Genomic DNA, 16,168 nt, shown 5'->3' with positions numbered 1-16,168 from the left:
ATAAAACAATAAGTTAGTTTGTTTTTTTATGGGTTTTTGCATCGAATAATGTCAAATATGAAAGCATAGTGAATAGGTTTGCTGCCAACGATGCCTATAAAAAATGATAATCGCCATTCAATAGGTAAAGGGCTAAACCAATCATAAAGGAGCCGAACAGCGAAAACACAGTGTTATACCAGTAGAAGTAGATAGGTGTTTCGGATCGGTAGATGTAGTAGTTTTCATATGTGCCTTTATACCAACCGACGAAGACCCCACTTCTAAGAGCTTTTGCTGAATGAAAAATCATCCACAATCCGCAAAGAAGTACACAGATCAATACTAATAATGTATCCCATTCCATATATTGTCTTCTAAAAACAATGTCTTATAAAATTGTTGGAGGGTTGGGCAATGTCGCTTCGTTCAGGTGGTCAGGTGCAAAGTAAGCGTAGCGCATCGTTACCTTAATATCAGTGTGTCCAGGAATGCGCTGGAGTACAAGGATGTTGCCCCCGCGCATCATAACCTCTGCATCCGAAGGGGTTGCATCAACAACTTTCGTACTAGCCCGCTGCTGGCGGGTTTTTTTATGGAACTCCTGCTGCCATTTCGCTGCCAACGGGATTTAAATAAACAAAAAGGCCACTCGCGTGAGTGGCCTAAGTATATGTATTTACTGATAAAATTTGGTGGCCCCTGCTGGACTTGAACCAGCGACCAAGCGATTATGAGTCGCCTGCTCTAACCACTGAGCTAAGGGGCCGTGGCGGTGAATTATAAAGTAACTCCCCGCAGCAATCCAGCCATTCACACCTGCCTGCTGTTTTTATAAACAACGCATAATCAATCCTTTATACTTCCATAACGATGTATCAGCGGGAGTAAAGATGATCAACGACATTCTGGCCCCTGGCCTGCGGGTGGTGTTCTGCGGAATCAACCCGGGCAAGTCCTCGGCGCACACCGGTTTTCACTTTGCCCATCCGGGCAATCGCTTCTGGAAGGTGATCTATCAGGCCGGATTTACCGACAGGTTACTCAAGCCCGAAGAGGAGCTGCACCTGCTGGATACGCGCTGCGGAATTACCATGCTGGTCGAGCGGCCGACGGTGCAGGCAAGCGAGGTCAACCTGCATGAGCTGCGCAGCGGCGGGCGGGAGCTGGTGAAGAAGATTGAAGACTACCAGCCGGCCGCACTGGCGATCCTCGGCAAGCAGGCCTACGAGCAGGCATTCAGCCAGCGCGGGGCTAAGTGGGGTAAGCAGAGCATCATGATTGGCGTTACGCAGGTGTGGGTGTTGCCGAACCCGAGCGGGCTCAACAGGGCGACGCTGGACAAGCTGGTGGAGGCCTACAGGGAGCTGGATGAGGCGCTGATGGTGCGGGGGCTTTAGGGACCTCTACGGCCTGATGCCCTCACCCTGACCCTTTCCCACAGGTCGAGGCAATAAAAAAAGCTCCCCGAGGGGAGCTTTTTCACTGTCAGAACAGATTAGTCGTCCAGGAAGCTACGCAGCACTTCAGAGCGGCTTGGGTGACGCAGCTTACGCAGCGCCTTCGCTTCGATCTGGCGGATACGTTCGCGGGTAACGTCGAACTGTTTACCCACTTCTTCCAGCGTGTGGTCGGTGTTCATATCGATACCGAAACGCATACGCAGCACTTTCGCTTCACGGGCGGTCAGGCCAGCCAGAACATCGTGCGTTGCGGCACGCAGGCTCTCGGTGGTGGCAGAGTCCAGCGGCAGCTCGAGGGTGGTATCCTCGATGAAATCACCCAGATGCGAATCTTCATCATCACCAATTGGTGTTTCCATGGAGATTGGCTCTTTGGCGATCTTCAGCACTTTACGGATCTTGTCTTCCGGCATCAGCATGCGCTCGGCCAGCTCTTCCGGCGTCGGCTCGCGACCCATCTCCTGCAGCATCTGGCGGGAAATACGGTTGAGCTTGTTGATGGTCTCAATCATATGCACCGGAATACGGATGGTGCGCGCCTGATCCGCGATAGAGCGGGTAATAGCCTGACGGATCCACCAGGTTGCGTAGGTGGAGAACTTGTAACCACGACGGTATTCAAACTTGTCTACCGCTTTCATCAGACCGATGTTGCCTTCCTGAATCAGATCCAGGAACTGCAGACCGCGGTTGGTGTATTTCTTGGCGATAGAGATAACCAGACGCAGGTTCGCTTCAACCATCTCTTTCTTCGCACGGCGGGCTTTCGCTTCACCGATGGACATGCGACGGTTGATATCTTTAACCTGCTCGATGGTCAGGCCGGTCTCTTCTTCAATCTGCTGCAGCTTCTGCAGGCCGCGATACACGTCTTCTTTCACGTCGTGCAGTTTTTCAGACCACGGCTTGTTCATCGCAATAGCCGCGTTGAACCAGGTTTCGCTGGTTTCGTTGCCGGTGAAGAGGGTGATGAAGTTCTTCTTCGGCATTTTGCACTGCTCAACGCACAGCTTCATGATGATGCGTTCCTGGGTACGTACGCGATCCATCATCACGCGCATGCTGTTCACCAGGTAGTCGAACTGTTTTGGCACCAGGCGGAACTGTTTGAACACTTCAGACAGTTTCAGGATCTCTTCCTGAGCGGCTGCGTGGCTGCGGCCTTTCGCTTTGATGGTGTCACGCGTCACTTCGTACTGAGTACGCAGCTCGGCAAACTTCTCGCGCGCCAGTTCCGGGTCGATGCTGTTGTCATCATCGGCGCTGTCGTCGTCGCTCTCTTCCTCATCTTCGTCTTCGTCATCATCCATCTCTTCCTGAGACAGTTCAGAACCGACGTGAGTGGCGGTAGGCGCCATATCTTCTTCAGCGTTCGGGTCGACAAAACCGGTGATCAGGTCAGACAGGCGCGCTTCTTCCGCTTCAACGCGATCGTACTGCTCCAGCAGATAGGTGATCGCTTCCGGGTACTCAGCAACAGAGCACTGAACCTGGTTGATCCCATCTTCGATGCGTTTTGCGATGTCAATTTCGCCTTCGCGGGTCAACAGTTCAACGGTACCCATTTCGCGCATGTACATGCGGACCGGGTCAGTGGTACGCCCGATTTCAGATTCCACGCTGGACAGTACCTGTGCAGCAGCTTCTTCCGCATCTTCGTCAGTGTTGTTGGAGGTTTCAGCCAGCAACAGATCATCGGCATCCGGTGCTTCTTCCATCACCTGAATGCCCATGTCATTGATCATTTGGATGATGTCTTCGATTTGATCTGAATCGACGATATCTTCCGGCAGATGGTCATTGACCTCGGCATAGGTCAGATAGCCTTGCTCCTTACCACGTTGGACAAGAAGTTTCAGCTGTGACTGCGGGTTTTGCTCCATAAGACGGTATCCACACTTAATTCGTTTGATTGGTGTCGGCGATGGGGCTGCCAACCTTTAAAGCGAGGGCGTACTTATATTTTTGCCGCTGCCTCTCAGTGCGGCTGCCGGGGGCTTCCCGATCGATATTCGGCACTTAAGCCGTTAAATTTATTTATTTCTTCGCCAGTTCCTGGTTAATCATCCAGAGCTCCCGGCGTTCTTCGCTGCTCAAACCGTGTGTGCGCTCGCGAGCTATCAACTCTTCCTGGCGCAGCTCAAGCATCGAATCAAACATATGGTTGAGTGAGTCGGTGAACGTTTTTTCTGCAATGTCCTTATCTGCTATATCGTCCCACATCGACAATTTTTCAAGGGTAGCGGCCTCTTTTGTGCCGCGATAATGCTCTAAAAGTTGTCCGGTGGTCAGACCTGGCTGAGACAAACAGGTGTTGACCAGTTCTGAAAATAAGCCAAGCCCAGGCAATTTTTCGTGGTTCAAACCCGCCAGCGACGGCACCTGTGGCGCCAGCTCGGGGTTTTGTACCAGTAACCCTATCAGTATACGCATGGTTGTGCGTTTTAGCTGAGGCGCGGGGCGAACCGCACCGTTTTCAGCCTGTTTAGGCATTAAACGTTCAAGCTGGCTGTCATCCAGAATGCCGAGCTTGTTGCCTAGCTCCTGACGCAGGTAGATGCGCAGCGTTTCGCCGGGCACCTGACTGATTAACGGCAGCGCCAGCGTGCTGAGCTGCGCGCGCCCGTCAGGGGTACTCAAATCAACCTGCGGCATCAGGCTGTTAAACAAAAACGTGGAGAGCGGCTGTGCCTGCTCCATCCGCGCTTCAAACGCCGCTTTGCCCTCTTTACGCACCAGCGTATCCGGGTCTTCACCGTCGGGCAGGAACATAAAGCGCAACTGACGCCCGTCGGTCATATAGGGTAGCGCGGTTTCCAGCGCGCGCCAGGCGGCATCGCGTCCGGCGCGGTCTCCGTCGTAACAACAAATCACGTTGTTGGTCACGCGGAACAGCAGCTGGATGTGATCCGCCGTCGTGGACGTTCCTAACGACGCAACCGCGTAGTTAATGTCGTACTGCGCCAGCGCAACGACGTCCATATAGCCTTCGACGACCAGAAGACGCGGAGGTTCCGCGTTATCCTGCTGCGCCTCATAAAGGCCGTAAAGCTGGCGGCCCTTATGGAAAATATCGGTTTCCGGGGAGTTGAGGTACTTCGGCAGGGCATCACCCAGCACGCGACCACCAAAACCAATTACCCGGCCTCGCTTGTCGCGGATTGGGAACATTACCCGTTCGCGGAAGCGGTCGTAGCTTCGTCCCTGGTCGTTGGTGACCAGCATGCCTGCATCGATGAGAGACTTACGATCTTCGCTATTGCCGCCAAAACGTTTTAACACGTTGTCCCAGCCGGGCGGGGCGTAGCCAATAGCGAAACGCGCAATGACATCGTCGCTCAGTCCGCGCTTGTTCAGATACTGACGCGCAGGTTCAGCCGCAGAGTGCTTAAGAGACTGTTGGTAAAACGAATTCAGGCCATCCATCAGTTGATACAGCGTTTGCCGTTGATGGCGCTCGATCTGACTTGGCCCACTGCCAGCTTCATACGGCACTTCAAGGTTATGCATTGCCGCCAGCTCTTCGACGGTTTCAACGAACTCGAGCTTGTCGTAGTTCATTAAAAAATCGACGGCATTACCGTGAGCACCACAGCCGAAGCAATGGTAAAACTGCTTTTCACCGTTTACGGTGAAGGAGGGGGTTTTTTCGTTATGGAACGGACAGCACGCATGGTAATTCTTGCCCTGCTTCTTCAGCTTTACCCGCGCGTCGATGAGATCGACGATGTCGGTTCTGGCGAGCAGGTCATTGATGAAAACGCGTGGGATTCTTCCGGCCATATGCCCCAAAATTTAAGCGACTTATAAACGAAAACAAGCCGCGCATTCCTTCCGGAAGCACGGCCTTACGACTACTACTCTGTCTGTCAATTGAGGGCTGAGGCCCTCAACCAATTAGTACAGACGAGTACGGCGTGCGTTTTCGCGAGCCAGTTTCTTCGCGTGACGTTTCACAGCGGAAGCTTTAGCGCGCTTACGTTCGGTCGTTGGTTTTTCATAAAACTCACGACGACGAACTTCAGCCAGAACACCTGCTTTCTCGCATGAACGTTTGAAGCGACGCAGTGCTACGTCGAACGGCTCGTTTTCACGTACTTTAATTACCGGCATGTAACTCTCACCTTTAATAAATTCGGTTTGCCGCTGGCATCAACGCCAGCTTATTTCAAAATGGTGCGGAATTTTACTGCAAATGCTGCTGCTTTGTAAAGCACCGATGCGATTTTGAAAGGGACTTTAATAAGGGGGAGGAGTATACACGAGCCTTCTTCCTGGGGCGAACAAAGTTTTACATCAACCCGCCCAGGCTCTACACTGCGCGGTATTGAAACGAGGTAAAACAAGTCATGCGTGTACTGGGTATTGAAACATCCTGCGATGAAACCGGCATCGCCATTTACGACGACGAAAAAGGGCTTCTGGCCAACCAACTGTATAGTCAGGTGAAATTGCACGCTGACTACGGCGGCGTCGTGCCTGAACTGGCCTCTCGTGACCACGTGCGTAAAACCGTTCCCCTGATTCAGGCGGCGCTGAAAGAGGCCGGGTTAAGTTCAACCGATATTGATGCCGTAGCCTACACCGCGGGGCCGGGTCTGGTCGGCGCGCTGCTGGTCGGCGCGACGGTTGGCCGTTCGCTGGCCTTCGCGTGGGATGTGCCGGCCATCCCGGTTCACCATATGGAAGGGCACCTTCTGGCGCCGATGCTGGAAGAGAATCCGCCTGAATTCCCGTTTGTGGCGCTGCTGGTCTCCGGCGGCCATACGCAGCTGATTAGCGTCACGGGCATTGGCAAGTACGAGCTGCTGGGCGAGTCAATCGACGACGCTGCCGGTGAAGCGTTCGACAAAACCGCCAAGCTGCTGGGACTCGATTACCCAGGCGGCCCGATGCTGTCCAAAATGGCGGCGCAGGGAACGGAAGGGCGCTTTGTCTTCCCGCGTCCGATGACCGACCGTCCGGGGCTGGACTTCAGCTTCTCCGGGCTGAAAACCTTCGCGGCCAACACGATCCGCAATAACGACGACAGCGAGCAGACCCGCGCCGATATCGCCCGCGCGTTTGAAGATGCGGTGGTGGATACGCTGATGATCAAGTGCAAGCGCGCGCTGGAACAGACCGGCTTCAAGCGTCTGGTGATGGCGGGCGGCGTCAGCGCCAACCGCACGCTGCGCGCGAAGCTCGCCGAGATGATGCAAAAGCGTCGTGGGGAAGTGTTCTACGCCCGTCCCGAATTCTGTACCGATAACGGGGCGATGATTGCCTACGCCGGTATGGTGCGCCTGAACGCTGGCGCAACGTCTGACCTGAGCGTGTCCGTGCGTCCGCGCTGGCCGCTGGCGGAACTGCCTGAGGCGTGAGTTTTTTTGCCCGGTGGCGCTGCGCTTACCGGGCCTACAAAACCGTAGGCCGGGTCAGGCGAAGCCGCCACCCGGCAATAACCCGCACTACACCCGCAGCATCCCTTTCTCTTCCAGAAACGCAATGATCGTTCCCAGACCGTCTCCCGCTTTCAGGTTAGTAAAGGTCCACGGATGCTCGCCTCGCATGCGGTTGGTGTCGCGCTCCATCACCTCCAGCGAGGCGCCGACGTACGGCGCGAGATCGGTTTTGTTGATCACCAGAAAATCGGACTTGGTGATCCCCGGCCCGCCCTTGCGCGGAATTTTTTCCCCTTCGGCCACGTCAATCACGTAGATGGTCAGATCCGCCAGCTCCGGGCTGAAGGTCGCGCTCAGGTTGTCCCCGCCGCTTTCCACGAAGATCAGATCCAGATTGCCGAACTTCTCGCTGAGCGCTTCCACCGCCGCCAGGTTCATCGAGGCGTCTTCGCGGATGGCGGTATGCGGGCAGCCGCCGGTCTCCACGCCCACGATGCGCTCCGGCGCCAGCGCGCCCGCCTCGGTCAGGATGCGCTGATCCTCTTTGGTGTAGATATCGTTGGTCACCACCGCCAGGTGATATGTGTCGCGCATTGCCTTGCAGAGCGCTTCCAGCAGCGCGGTTTTGCCCGACCCTACCGGGCCACCCACGCCCACGCGCAGGGGATGTTTGTAATCAGCCATGTTGACTCCTCAGGAACGGAATAGTCGTGAATATTGGGTTTCGTGGCGCGCGGAGGCGATGGCGGACAGCGGCGTAGCTGCCCCCAGCGCGTCGTCGCGACGTAAAAATGCCTGTTCAAGCCCGGCGGCAAAATGGTCGCTCAGCTCGATAATCAGCTGCTGCGCGGCCTGCTGCCCAAACGGCACCAGCTTGACGCCTGCCATGACCGCGCTCTCAATCCAGCTGTAACCGAGGCTCAGCGCCAGCTCGCGCACGTCAATGCCCCAGCGCACGCCGAGCCACGCCATGCCGCAGAGCTGGCTTTGCCTGCACAGCGCCAGCCATTCTGTCGGGCAGTCCGGCTCCCAGCTTTTGATGAGACGCGTAAAGGCCGCTCCGCGGTTGCGTTCTTCTTCGCGCAGCTCGCGCGTTTCCCGACAGGCGAGCAGGTATGCCGTCCAGCGTTTGGCCGTCGCCAGGTCGTTCCGATTGCAGGCCTGGCAGAGACGGTGAAACAGCGGCAGATCGACGCAGAAAAAACTCTGCTCCATCTGCTGGATCTGCCAGCGTTTAAAGGCGTCGGCGTCCGTGACCCAGCCCGCCTCCACGGCCCACTCCAGCCCCTGCGACCAGGTAAACGACCCGACCGGCAGGCTGCTGCTGGAGAGCTGCATCAGGCGCAGCCACTGGCGGGCGTGCTCCATCAGCTCATCAGCGCCAGCAGGGCGGAGACGATCAGCCCGCCGCCGAAGGTTTTACGCAGCCCGTCGTGACGGCGCAGCAGCAAGCCTGCGGCGAAACTGGCGCACAGCACCGTGGCGCTGGCGAACATAAACCCGCTGGTGAAGAGCCAGAAGTTATGGCCGGACATCTCCACGCCGTGCGCCCAGCCGTGGAACATCGCCAGGGCAGGCACCGCCAGCAGCAGACGGTTTTCAGTCTTAAACATCATCACGCCGCTGACCGCCAGCGAGGCGATAATCAGCATCTCCATGCCGCTAAAGCCGCCGAGCAGGCTGCCCGCAACGGCGCCGACAAGCATCATCCCGAGGGTGGCAAACGGCAGCAGGAGCTTGCGGCCGCTCAGTGCCGAGAGCACGCCTGCGCCCGCTAGCATCAGGAGATGATCGAGCCCGGTCAGCGGATGGAAAAAACCAGCCTGAAAGCTGTCGGCACCGTGGCCGGGATGCGCGAGCGCGGGAACGGAAAAAGCCAGCAGTAACAGGGGGAGTAACTTGCGCATGATGGATCCTTAATGTGAATGGGCGTGAGCGTGGCTATGGCTATGGGCATCGCTGGCATACGCGCCCGCTTCCGGTTCAAACGGCAGGCTGGCGTAGGTCACCTCCAGCCCAAACTGGCGCAGCATATCGTCGAGAACGTGATCGTGGTGATAGCGCAGCTCGCCGGGCATCACCTGCAGCGGCACGTGGCGGTTGCCCAGGTGGTAGCAGGCGCGGGCCAGCAGGAACGGGTCGGCGCAGCGCACCACGGAGACGGACTCAGCCGCTGCGATCACTTCGATCACCTCACTGCCGTCGTCGGTGGTCAGCAGGTCCCCCCCGCGCAGCAGCAGGCCGCGCGGCAGCATCAGCCCGGCTTCGCGCCCGTCGTTCAGCGCTACGCGGGCGCGGCTTTTCACCCGCACGTCAATCGGCAGCGTGACGCTGGCGGTAGTCGGGTGCGCGTGGTCCAGACGTTGGGTCAGATAAATCATCATCACTCCTCAAAACAGGAAATAGCGTTGCGCCATCGGCAGAACGTCAGCCGGTTCGCTGGTTATCAGTTCGCCGTCGACGCGCACCTCGTAGGTTTGCGAGTCGACGGTGATGTTCGGTTGCAGAGCGTTATGGATCATGTCGGCCTTTTTCACCGTCCGGCAGCCTTTCACCACCGCCGTGGCGCTCTGCAGGTTGAGCTGCTGGGGGATACCGTTCGCGTGAGCCGCCTGCGAGACAAACGTCAGTCGCGTGGCGTGGCGCGCGGCGCCCAGCGCGCCAAACATCGGGCGGTAATGGACCGGCTGCGGCGTGGGGATTGAAGCGTTGATGTCGCCCATCGGCGCGCAGGCGATCATCCCGCCCTTGACGATGGTGGCGGGCTTGACGCCGAAGAACGCCGGGGACCAGACCACCAGATCTGCCAGCTTGCCCGCCTCAATCGAGCCCACTTCATGGGCGATACCGTGGGTCAGCGCCGGGTTAATGGTGTACTTGGCGACATAGCGCTTCACGCGGAAGTTGTCGTTATCGCCGGTCTCTTCCGGCAGCGCGCCGCGCTGAACCTTCATGCGGTGCGCGACCTGCCAGGTGCGGATAATCACTTCCCCGACGCGGCCCATGGCCTGCGAGTCTGACGACGTTAGCGAAAACGCGCCGATGTCGTGCAGCACGTCTTCCGCGGCGATGGTTTCACGACGAATGCGGGATTCGGCAAACGCCACGTCCTCGGCGATATCCGGATCGAGGTGATGACAAACCATCAGCATGTCGAGATGCTCGTCGATGGTATTGACCGTGTAGGGCAGCGTCGGGTTGGTGGAGGAGGGCAGAATATTCGGGTGTGCGCAGGCGGTGATGATATCCGGCGCGTGGCCACCGCCCGCCCCTTCGGTGTGGAAGGTGTGGATGGTGCGCCCGCCAATGGCGGCCAGCGTATCTTCGACAAACCCGGACTCGTTCAGCGTGTCGCTGTGCAGCGCCACCTGAATGTCCATCTCTTCGGCCACCTCCAGCGAGCAGTTGATCGCCGCAGGCGTGGCGCCCCAGTCTTCGTGGATCTTCAGCCCGATGGCGCCCGCGGCAATCTGCTCGCGCAGGGCATCCGGGTTGGAGCCGTTCCCCTTGCCGAGCAGGCCGATATTCACCGGAAGCGTATCGGCAGCCTGCAGCATGCGGGCGATATACCACGGCCCCGGCGTGCAGGTGGTGGCGTTGGTACCCGCCGCCGGACCGGTGCCGCCGCCGATCATGGTGGTGACGCCGGAGACCAGCGCCTCTTCCGCCTGCTGCGGGCAGATCCAGTGGATGTGGGTGTCGATCCCGCCAGCGGTAACGATCTTCCCTTCGGCGGCAATCACTTCCGTCGCCGCGCCAATCGGGATCGTCACACCGGGCTGGATGTCCGGGTTCCCGGCTTTACCGACGGCAAAGATCCGCCCGTTCTTGACGCCGATATCGGCTTTCACGATCCCCCAGTGATCGACGATCAGCGCGTTGGTCAGCACCAGATCCACGCAGTCGTCTGCGGTCATCTGCCCCTGACCCATGCCGTCGCGGATCACCTTCCCGCCGCCGAACTTGACCTCTTCGCCGTAGATCGTGAGATCGTCTTCCACTTCAATCCACAGCTCGCTGTCGGCCAGCCGCACTTTATCGCCGGTGGTGGGGCCGAACATATCGGCATAGGCCTGGCGCGAAATCTCAGCCATGTTTCACCTCACCCATTACCTCGCCGCGAAAGCCGACAATGCGCTGCGCACCCGTGACCTGAACCAGCGTCACTTCGCGCTTCTGGCCGGGCTCAAAGCGCACGGCGGTGCCTGCCGGGATGTTCAGCCGGTAGCCCCGGGTGACCTCACGGTCAAACTTCAGCGCCGGGTTGACCTCGTAAAAGTGATAGTGCGATCCGACCTGGATCGGCCTGTCGCCGTGGTTTTCGACAATCACGGTTTGGGTTTCGCGCCCGACGTTGATCGCAATCGCGCCGGGCTGGATCTGGTATTCGCCTGGGATCATCACGCGCTCCTTAGACGATCGGGTTGTGGACGGTGACGAGCTTGGACCCGTCCGGGAAGGTGGCTTCCACCTGGATATCCGGGATCATCTCCGGCACGCCCTCCATTACCTGGTCGCGCGTCAGGACGTGGCGGCCCGCCTCCATCAGCGAGGCGACGGTTTCACCATCGCGCGCGCCTTCCATGATGAAGGCGCTGATCAACGCGACCGATTCCGGGTAATTGAGCTTTACCCCGCGCGCAAGGCGGCGTTCGGCAACCAGCGCGGCGGTAAACAGCAACAGCTTGTCTTTTTCTCTGGAGGTCAGTTCCATAACGTTTCTCTTATGTCTGCCAGATACGCGGCGAACAGGCGGTTTTGGTGGTGAGGAGCGGGCGAAGCGACTGCCAGATGTCGCGCATCGCCCGCTGGCAAATCAGGTTATCGTGGGAGAGAAAACGCACCGACAGCAGCTCGTCGGTGAGCGTTGCCCCCGCAAAATGGCCCAGAGGCGCGAGCAGCGCGCGCACCGCGTCGAGATGTTCTTCATTGGCCGGATAGAACAGCAGCGTGCCGATCCACGGGTGTCCGGCAACGGGCGTGAGATCGCCGTCGCCGAGGTGCTGGCGCTCAATCAGGCGCGGCTCGTCCTCAACCCAGACTTCAAGGCGGCTCTCCAGCGTGCCGTGGCTGAAGGTCTCACCGATCACCGGGCGTCCCAGACAGTACAGCTCCCACGCCAGCAGCGTGCTGGAGGCCTTCAGGTGGAAGACGGAGCGCAGCGCGGCATTCGCCCCGGGGAAGATAATGGTGTCCTGCGGCAGCCACTCCAGCGTGGCGTCTTCATCAAGGTAAAAGTGCTGGCTCAGACGCGCCTGCGGGCCGCTGCTGCGATAAAACTTGCTGGCGCCGGGCATGGTGATAAGCGTGTGGCTTTTGGCGTCCAGCCGAACGGAAATGTCCAGCGTATCGCCGCCCACAACCCCGCCCGGCGGGTGCAGCAGGTAAAGGTGGCAGGTCTCGCCTTCAGGGTAAAACGGACGCTGAACGGTAAGCGGCCCGACGTGATGAGCGGAGTGCAGGAGGGTTTTCTCAGGGGTGTGACAAAACTGCAGGGCAAGCGACGCCTGCCAGCCTTTGTAAGAATTATCAGTGACCTGAGCTGCTAACATGCTGCATCCATCTGCGCATCATCGGGGTCGTTTCAGTATGCCCTGGCAGAATTGAAGGCTGTCATATGAGTCGCTTATGGATAAAAAAACGGCTCATATGAGCCGGTTTCAAACTTTTGATAATCGCCCGGCGGCGCTACGCTTGCACGGGCATACAAGAGAATGCGCAATGTAGGCCGGGTAAGCGCAGCGCCACCCGGCAGGAAAGGCTAGCGGTAATCCTCCGCATCCACATCATACCCCGACGGCTCCCAGCGGATCGCCAGCAGCGAGGCCAGGCCGATAAACGGCGCCAGTGCAATTACCCAGAACACGGCGGTATCGAGTGAGGCGACCAGCAGCGGGAACAGGAACAGCGACAGCGTCGAGCTGGTGCGCATCAGCGTCTGGTTAAGGCCAACGCCGACGCCGCGCAGCGAGGTCGGGTAGCTCAGTGAGGCAAACGTCATGGTATGCGCGCCCGGGCCGAAGCCCTGGCCGAACAGGAAGAGCGCCAGCATTGCCACGGCAAGCACGCCTTCGGTGGCGCCTTCCGGACGACCAATCAGCCCCAGGCCCAGCAGCGCGACCAGCTGACAGGCGTAACCCGCCAGCGACATCCGCCAGGCGCCGAAGCGCGGCACGTAGCGTACCGCCAGCAGTCCGCCAACGAAGGCAAACAGCAGGTTAAGCGCCAGAGAAATCAGGATGGTGGTCAGCATCGACTGGACGAAGAAGCTGGAGATGATCACCGGCAGACCAAACGCCACCGCGTTATAGGCGAACGAAGAGACGACGGACAGCAGCGTGGCGAGCGTCGTGCGGCGTAAGTAGACGCCGCGGAACAGGTTCAGATAGTTGGACCATTTCGCTTTATTCACGACGGGAGCTGGCTGGCTGAGCGCATCCTGCGGCACGTGGGCATTGATGTTATACGACTGACGTAAAATGGACGCCGCCTCCTTCAGGTTGCCCTGATTTGCCGCCCAGACCGGCGATTCGCTCATGTAGCGGCTGCGGATGGCAATAATCACCAGCGCGGGCACTGCGCCAAAGCCGAGAATCAAACGCCACAGCCAGTCGCTGTGGCTTTCCGGCAGTACGGCGTAGAAGAAGAGCACCAGCAGGTAGGAGATACTGATGGCGGCATACCAGGTGGGGCACCACATGGCGACGCTGGAGGCCTTATTGCCGGGGCCTTTTAGCCTGGCGAACTCGCTTAAAAATGCCATCGCCACGGGAAGGTCGATCCCGACGCCAAGCCCCATGACAAAGCGGGCACCCGCCAGCACATATTCGTTCGGGGCCAGCGCACAGGCGATGGCGGCCACCACGAAGAAGAGCATGTCGGCCATAAAGACGCGATAGCGCCCGATTTTATCCGTGAGATAACCGCCGAGCAGCGCCCCGACAATCGCGCCAAACGTAATGGCGGACGCCACCATGCCGGTACCGGCGGGCGTCAGGTTAAATTCGCGGGTGATATCTTTTATGCCGAAGGCCAGCGCGCCCAGATCGTAGGCATCGAGGAAAATCCCGCCCAGCGCGATACCGATCACGATGCGAGCATTGGCCCGGCCCTGAGAACCATCATTAACGAGGCGTGAAACATCCGATGCGCTGCGCACCCACTGGATGTCGCCATCGGAACGTTTTCCTGCCGTTGAAAGGGGAGTTGTTTCTGTGATTTCTGCCATTTTCTTCTTATGTGGTTGTGTTGTGTCATTAACAGTTACCACAGGCAGAAGGTGACCAAAATCACATTTGGCTATAAGGCATAACTAACCTTACGGAGCGTCTTTTTTCTTCCTCTTGAGCTTCGTCCAGATTTTGGTCTCCTGACGACGCCACAGGCGCTGAATATTGTCGTGATGACGCAGCAGGATAAGGCAGGAGAGCATCGATACCGGGAAGGTGAACTGAGGTTTGAACCACCAGACGTAGAACGGGGCAATCAGCGCGCTGACGATCGCGCCCAGCGACGAATAGCCGCTCAGCAGAATGGTGAGCAGCCAGGTGCCAGCCATCACGCCGGTTAAATCCCAGCCGATAGGTGCAATGGCACCAAAGGCGGTTGCCACGCCTTTACCGCCTTTAAAACCGAAGAATACGGGCCAGATGTGGCCGACACAGGCAGCAATGGCAATGAGGCCCAGCCAGAACGGCGTGACGCCCAGCGCATACGCGCCCCAGACGGGTAGCATCCCTTTCAGAACATCAAAAATCAAAACCGCTACGGCTGCTCCCTTGCCGCCAATTCGTAGTACGTTGGTCGCTCCCGGATTCCCGGAACCACTTTCACGCGGGTCAGGTAACCCGGCGATGCGGCAGACCAGAATGGCGCTGGAGATTGAGCCGCAAAGATAGGCGAGGAGGATCATTCCAGGCGCGATTGCACTCATAACGCTGTTCCGTTTTGAAAATGTATCTGTATTCTCAGCATCTGTGGATAATACGCATAATTCGCCGGAAGTGGTATCCGGTTTAGCCAAAAAGCAGGCAGGTCGTGATGGATATTGTATTTATAGAGCAACTTTCGGTAATCACCACTATTGGTGTTTACGACTGGGAACAGACCATCGAGCAGAAGCTCGTGTTCGATATCGAAATGGGATGGGATAACCGCAAGTCGGCAAAAAGCGATGACGTGAACGACTGTCTCAGCTACGCCGACATCAGTGAAACGGTCATCGGCCACGTGGAAGGGCAACGTTTTGCGCTGGTCGAACGGGTGGCGGAAGAGGTCGCAGAATTGCTGCTGGAAAAATTCAACTCACCGTGGGTGCGCATCAAGCTGAGCAAACCGGGCGCGGTGGCGCGCGCGGCCAACGTGGGCGTCATTATCGAGCGTGGCACAAATCTGAAAGGCAAGATTTAACGTCATAATAGCTAAACCATTTTAGGTTATACCGGTCTTAAAGCTGTATCTTTCACGGTAGCCGTTGGGGCGACCGTTTTTTTTATATTTTTTTAGGGGTTTATAGATGAGCGATATGCACTCGCTGCTGGTGGCGGCAATACTGGGTGTGGTCGAAGGATTGACGGAGTTTTTACCGGTTTCCAGTACCGGCCATATGATTATTGTTGGTCATCTGCTGGGCTTTGAAGGCGATACTGCAAAAACGTTTGAAGTGGTTATCCAGCTGGGTTCGATTCTGGCGGTGGTGGTGATGTTCTGGCGCCGTCTGTTTGGCCTGATCGGTATCCATTTTGGCCGCCCGCCGCAGCACGAAGGGATGAGTAAAGGCCGCCTGTCGCTGATCCATATTCTGCTCGGGATGATCCCGGCGGTGGTGCTGGGCCTGGTATTCCACGACACCATTAAATCACTGTTCAACCCGATTAACGTGATGTACGCGCTGGTGGTGGGCGGCTTCCTGCTGATCGCTGCGGAAGTGCTGAAGCCAAAAACGCCGCGCGCGGAAGGTCTGGATGATATGACGTATCGTCAGGCGTTTATCATTGGCTGCTTCCAGTGTCTGGCGCTGTGGCCGGGCTTTTCCCGTTCAGGCGCAACCATCTCCGGTGGGATGCTGATGGGCGTAAGCCGTTACGCCGCGTCAGAGTTCTCATTCCTGCTGGCGGTGCCGATGATGATGGGCGCCACCGCGCTTGACCTCTATAAAAGCATCGGTTTCCTCACCACGGGCGACATTCCGATGTTCGCCGTCGGCTTCATCACCGCGTTTATCGTGGCGCTGATTGCCATCAAAACCTTCCTGCAGCTGATTAAGCGTATCTCGTTCATTCCGTTCGCGATCTACCGCTTTATCGTTGCCGCTGCGGTGTACGTGGTCTTCTTCTGACCGAC

Annotated in this window: 18 protein-coding genes, 1 tRNA gene and 1 pseudogene; 4 read left to right on the top strand and 16 right to left on the bottom strand. The window is 57.9% G+C overall.

Translation table 11 applies throughout. The features are described from left to right. Positions 1 to 94 precede the first annotated feature (94 nt). The 3 genes and pseudogenes from ACHH0Z_RS13750 to ACHH0Z_RS13740 form a co-directional block, all read right to left on the bottom strand. Positions 95 to 346 (bottom strand): DUF2542 family protein, encoded by a 252-nt coding sequence (locus tag ACHH0Z_RS13750; protein ID WP_110915166.1) that lies wholly within the window; start codon positions 344 to 346, stop codon positions 95 to 97. Positions 347 to 370: 24 nt separating this feature from the next. After that, positions 371 to 508: pseudogene (locus ACHH0Z_RS13745) on the bottom strand (site-specific integrase); the annotation flags it as partial. 164 nt (positions 509 to 672) lie between these two features. After that, a tRNA-Ile gene (locus ACHH0Z_RS13740) sits at positions 673 to 748 on the bottom strand. A gap of 124 nt (positions 749 to 872) precedes the next feature. Here ACHH0Z_RS13740 and mug point away from each other — a divergent pair. Beyond that, a complete protein-coding gene (gene mug, locus ACHH0Z_RS13735; protein WP_032675517.1) occupies positions 873 to 1,379 on the top strand; it encodes a G/U mismatch-specific DNA glycosylase in 507 nt (168 codons plus the stop codon). A gap of 98 nt (positions 1,380 to 1,477) precedes the next feature. Here mug and rpoD read toward each other — a convergent pair whose 3' ends face one another. From rpoD to rpsU, 3 genes are all read right to left on the bottom strand, one after another. Further along, the gene (gene rpoD / locus ACHH0Z_RS13730; protein WP_008503184.1) at positions 1,478 to 3,325 is read right to left on the bottom strand and encodes an RNA polymerase sigma factor RpoD; all 1,848 of its coding nucleotides are present in this window, start codon (positions 3,323 to 3,325) and stop codon (positions 1,478 to 1,480) included. A 154-nt stretch (positions 3,326 to 3,479) separates the two neighbouring features. Next, positions 3,480 to 5,225, bottom strand: a complete 1,746-nt coding sequence (gene dnaG, locus ACHH0Z_RS13725; RefSeq protein WP_023294585.1) for a DNA primase — start codon at positions 5,223 to 5,225, stop codon at positions 3,480 to 3,482. A gap of 114 nt (positions 5,226 to 5,339) precedes the next feature. Continuing rightward, positions 5,340 to 5,555: a 30S ribosomal protein S21 gene (gene rpsU / locus ACHH0Z_RS13720; protein ID WP_001144069.1), complete on the bottom strand. Its 216-nt coding sequence runs from the start codon at positions 5,553 to 5,555 to the stop codon at positions 5,340 to 5,342. Between the two features lie 236 nt (positions 5,556 to 5,791). On the opposite strand from rpsU, the gene tsaD reads away from it, so the two are divergent. Further along, the gene (tsaD, locus tag ACHH0Z_RS13715) at positions 5,792 to 6,805 is read left to right on the top strand and encodes a tRNA (adenosine(37)-N6)-threonylcarbamoyltransferase complex transferase subunit TsaD (RefSeq protein ID WP_045408885.1); all 1,014 of its coding nucleotides are present in this window, start codon (positions 5,792 to 5,794) and stop codon (positions 6,803 to 6,805) included. Positions 6,806 to 6,892: 87 nt separating this feature from the next. Here tsaD and ureG read toward each other — a convergent pair whose 3' ends face one another. From ureG to plsY, 10 genes are all read right to left on the bottom strand, one after another. Further along, the gene (gene ureG, locus ACHH0Z_RS13710) at positions 6,893 to 7,510 is read right to left on the bottom strand and encodes an urease accessory protein UreG (RefSeq protein WP_045408887.1); all 618 of its coding nucleotides are present in this window, start codon (positions 7,508 to 7,510) and stop codon (positions 6,893 to 6,895) included. Positions 7,511 to 7,519: 9 nt separating this feature from the next. After that, entirely contained in the window at positions 7,520 to 8,194 is a 675-nt protein-coding gene (locus tag ACHH0Z_RS13705) for an urease accessory protein UreF (RefSeq protein ID WP_044597623.1), read from the bottom strand. Next, a complete protein-coding gene (locus ACHH0Z_RS13700; protein WP_032664479.1) occupies positions 8,194 to 8,733 on the bottom strand; it encodes a HupE/UreJ family protein in 540 nt (179 codons plus the stop codon). The genes ACHH0Z_RS13705 and ACHH0Z_RS13700 overlap by 1 nt, the downstream gene beginning before the upstream one ends. Positions 8,734 to 8,742: 9 nt before the next feature. Beyond that, positions 8,743 to 9,207, bottom strand: coding sequence for an urease accessory protein UreE (gene ureE, locus ACHH0Z_RS13695; protein WP_023294583.1), 465 nt, complete (start codon positions 9,205 to 9,207; stop codon positions 8,743 to 8,745). A 9-nt stretch (positions 9,208 to 9,216) separates the two neighbouring features. Beyond that, on the bottom strand, positions 9,217 to 10,920 hold the full coding sequence (gene ureC / locus ACHH0Z_RS13690; protein WP_045408889.1) for an urease subunit alpha: 1,704 nt from the start codon (positions 10,918 to 10,920) through the stop codon (positions 9,217 to 9,219). Beyond that, positions 10,913 to 11,227, bottom strand: a complete 315-nt coding sequence (locus tag ACHH0Z_RS13685; protein WP_024906478.1) for an urease subunit beta — start codon at positions 11,225 to 11,227, stop codon at positions 10,913 to 10,915. The genes ureC and ACHH0Z_RS13685 overlap by 8 nt, the downstream gene beginning before the upstream one ends. Positions 11,228 to 11,237: 10 nt before the next feature. Next, a complete protein-coding gene (locus tag ACHH0Z_RS13680) occupies positions 11,238 to 11,540 on the bottom strand; it encodes an urease subunit gamma (protein WP_045408892.1) in 303 nt (100 codons plus the stop codon). A gap of 10 nt (positions 11,541 to 11,550) precedes the next feature. Next, positions 11,551 to 12,378, bottom strand: a complete 828-nt coding sequence (locus ACHH0Z_RS13675) for an urease accessory protein UreD (RefSeq protein ID WP_045408896.1) — start codon at positions 12,376 to 12,378, stop codon at positions 11,551 to 11,553. 209 nt (positions 12,379 to 12,587) lie between these two features. After that, entirely contained in the window at positions 12,588 to 14,054 is a 1,467-nt protein-coding gene (locus tag ACHH0Z_RS13670) for an MFS transporter (protein ID WP_045408898.1), read from the bottom strand. 90 nt (positions 14,055 to 14,144) lie between these two features. Next, positions 14,145 to 14,759, bottom strand: a complete 615-nt coding sequence (gene plsY, locus ACHH0Z_RS13665; RefSeq protein WP_008502955.1) for a glycerol-3-phosphate 1-O-acyltransferase PlsY — start codon at positions 14,757 to 14,759, stop codon at positions 14,145 to 14,147. Between the two features lie 107 nt (positions 14,760 to 14,866). Here plsY and folB point away from each other — a divergent pair, with 107 nt between their 5' ends. Beyond that, positions 14,867 to 15,235 (top strand): bifunctional dihydroneopterin aldolase/7,8-dihydroneopterin epimerase, encoded by a 369-nt coding sequence (gene folB / locus ACHH0Z_RS13660; protein ID WP_045408901.1) that lies wholly within the window; start codon positions 14,867 to 14,869, stop codon positions 15,233 to 15,235. A 106-nt stretch (positions 15,236 to 15,341) separates the two neighbouring features. Then, positions 15,342 to 16,163, top strand: a complete 822-nt coding sequence (gene bacA, locus ACHH0Z_RS13655; RefSeq protein ID WP_039265445.1) for an undecaprenyl-diphosphate phosphatase — start codon at positions 15,342 to 15,344, stop codon at positions 16,161 to 16,163. Positions 16,164 to 16,168 lie beyond the last annotated feature (5 nt).

The organism is Enterobacter cloacae complex sp. 2024EL-00227, assembly GCF_043945315.1.
Taxonomy (GTDB): Bacteria; Pseudomonadota; Gammaproteobacteria; order Enterobacterales; family Enterobacteriaceae; genus Enterobacter; species Enterobacter roggenkampii.
Note: the sequence above shows the minus strand (reverse complement) of the source record. Positions and strands in the feature narration are given on the sequence as shown.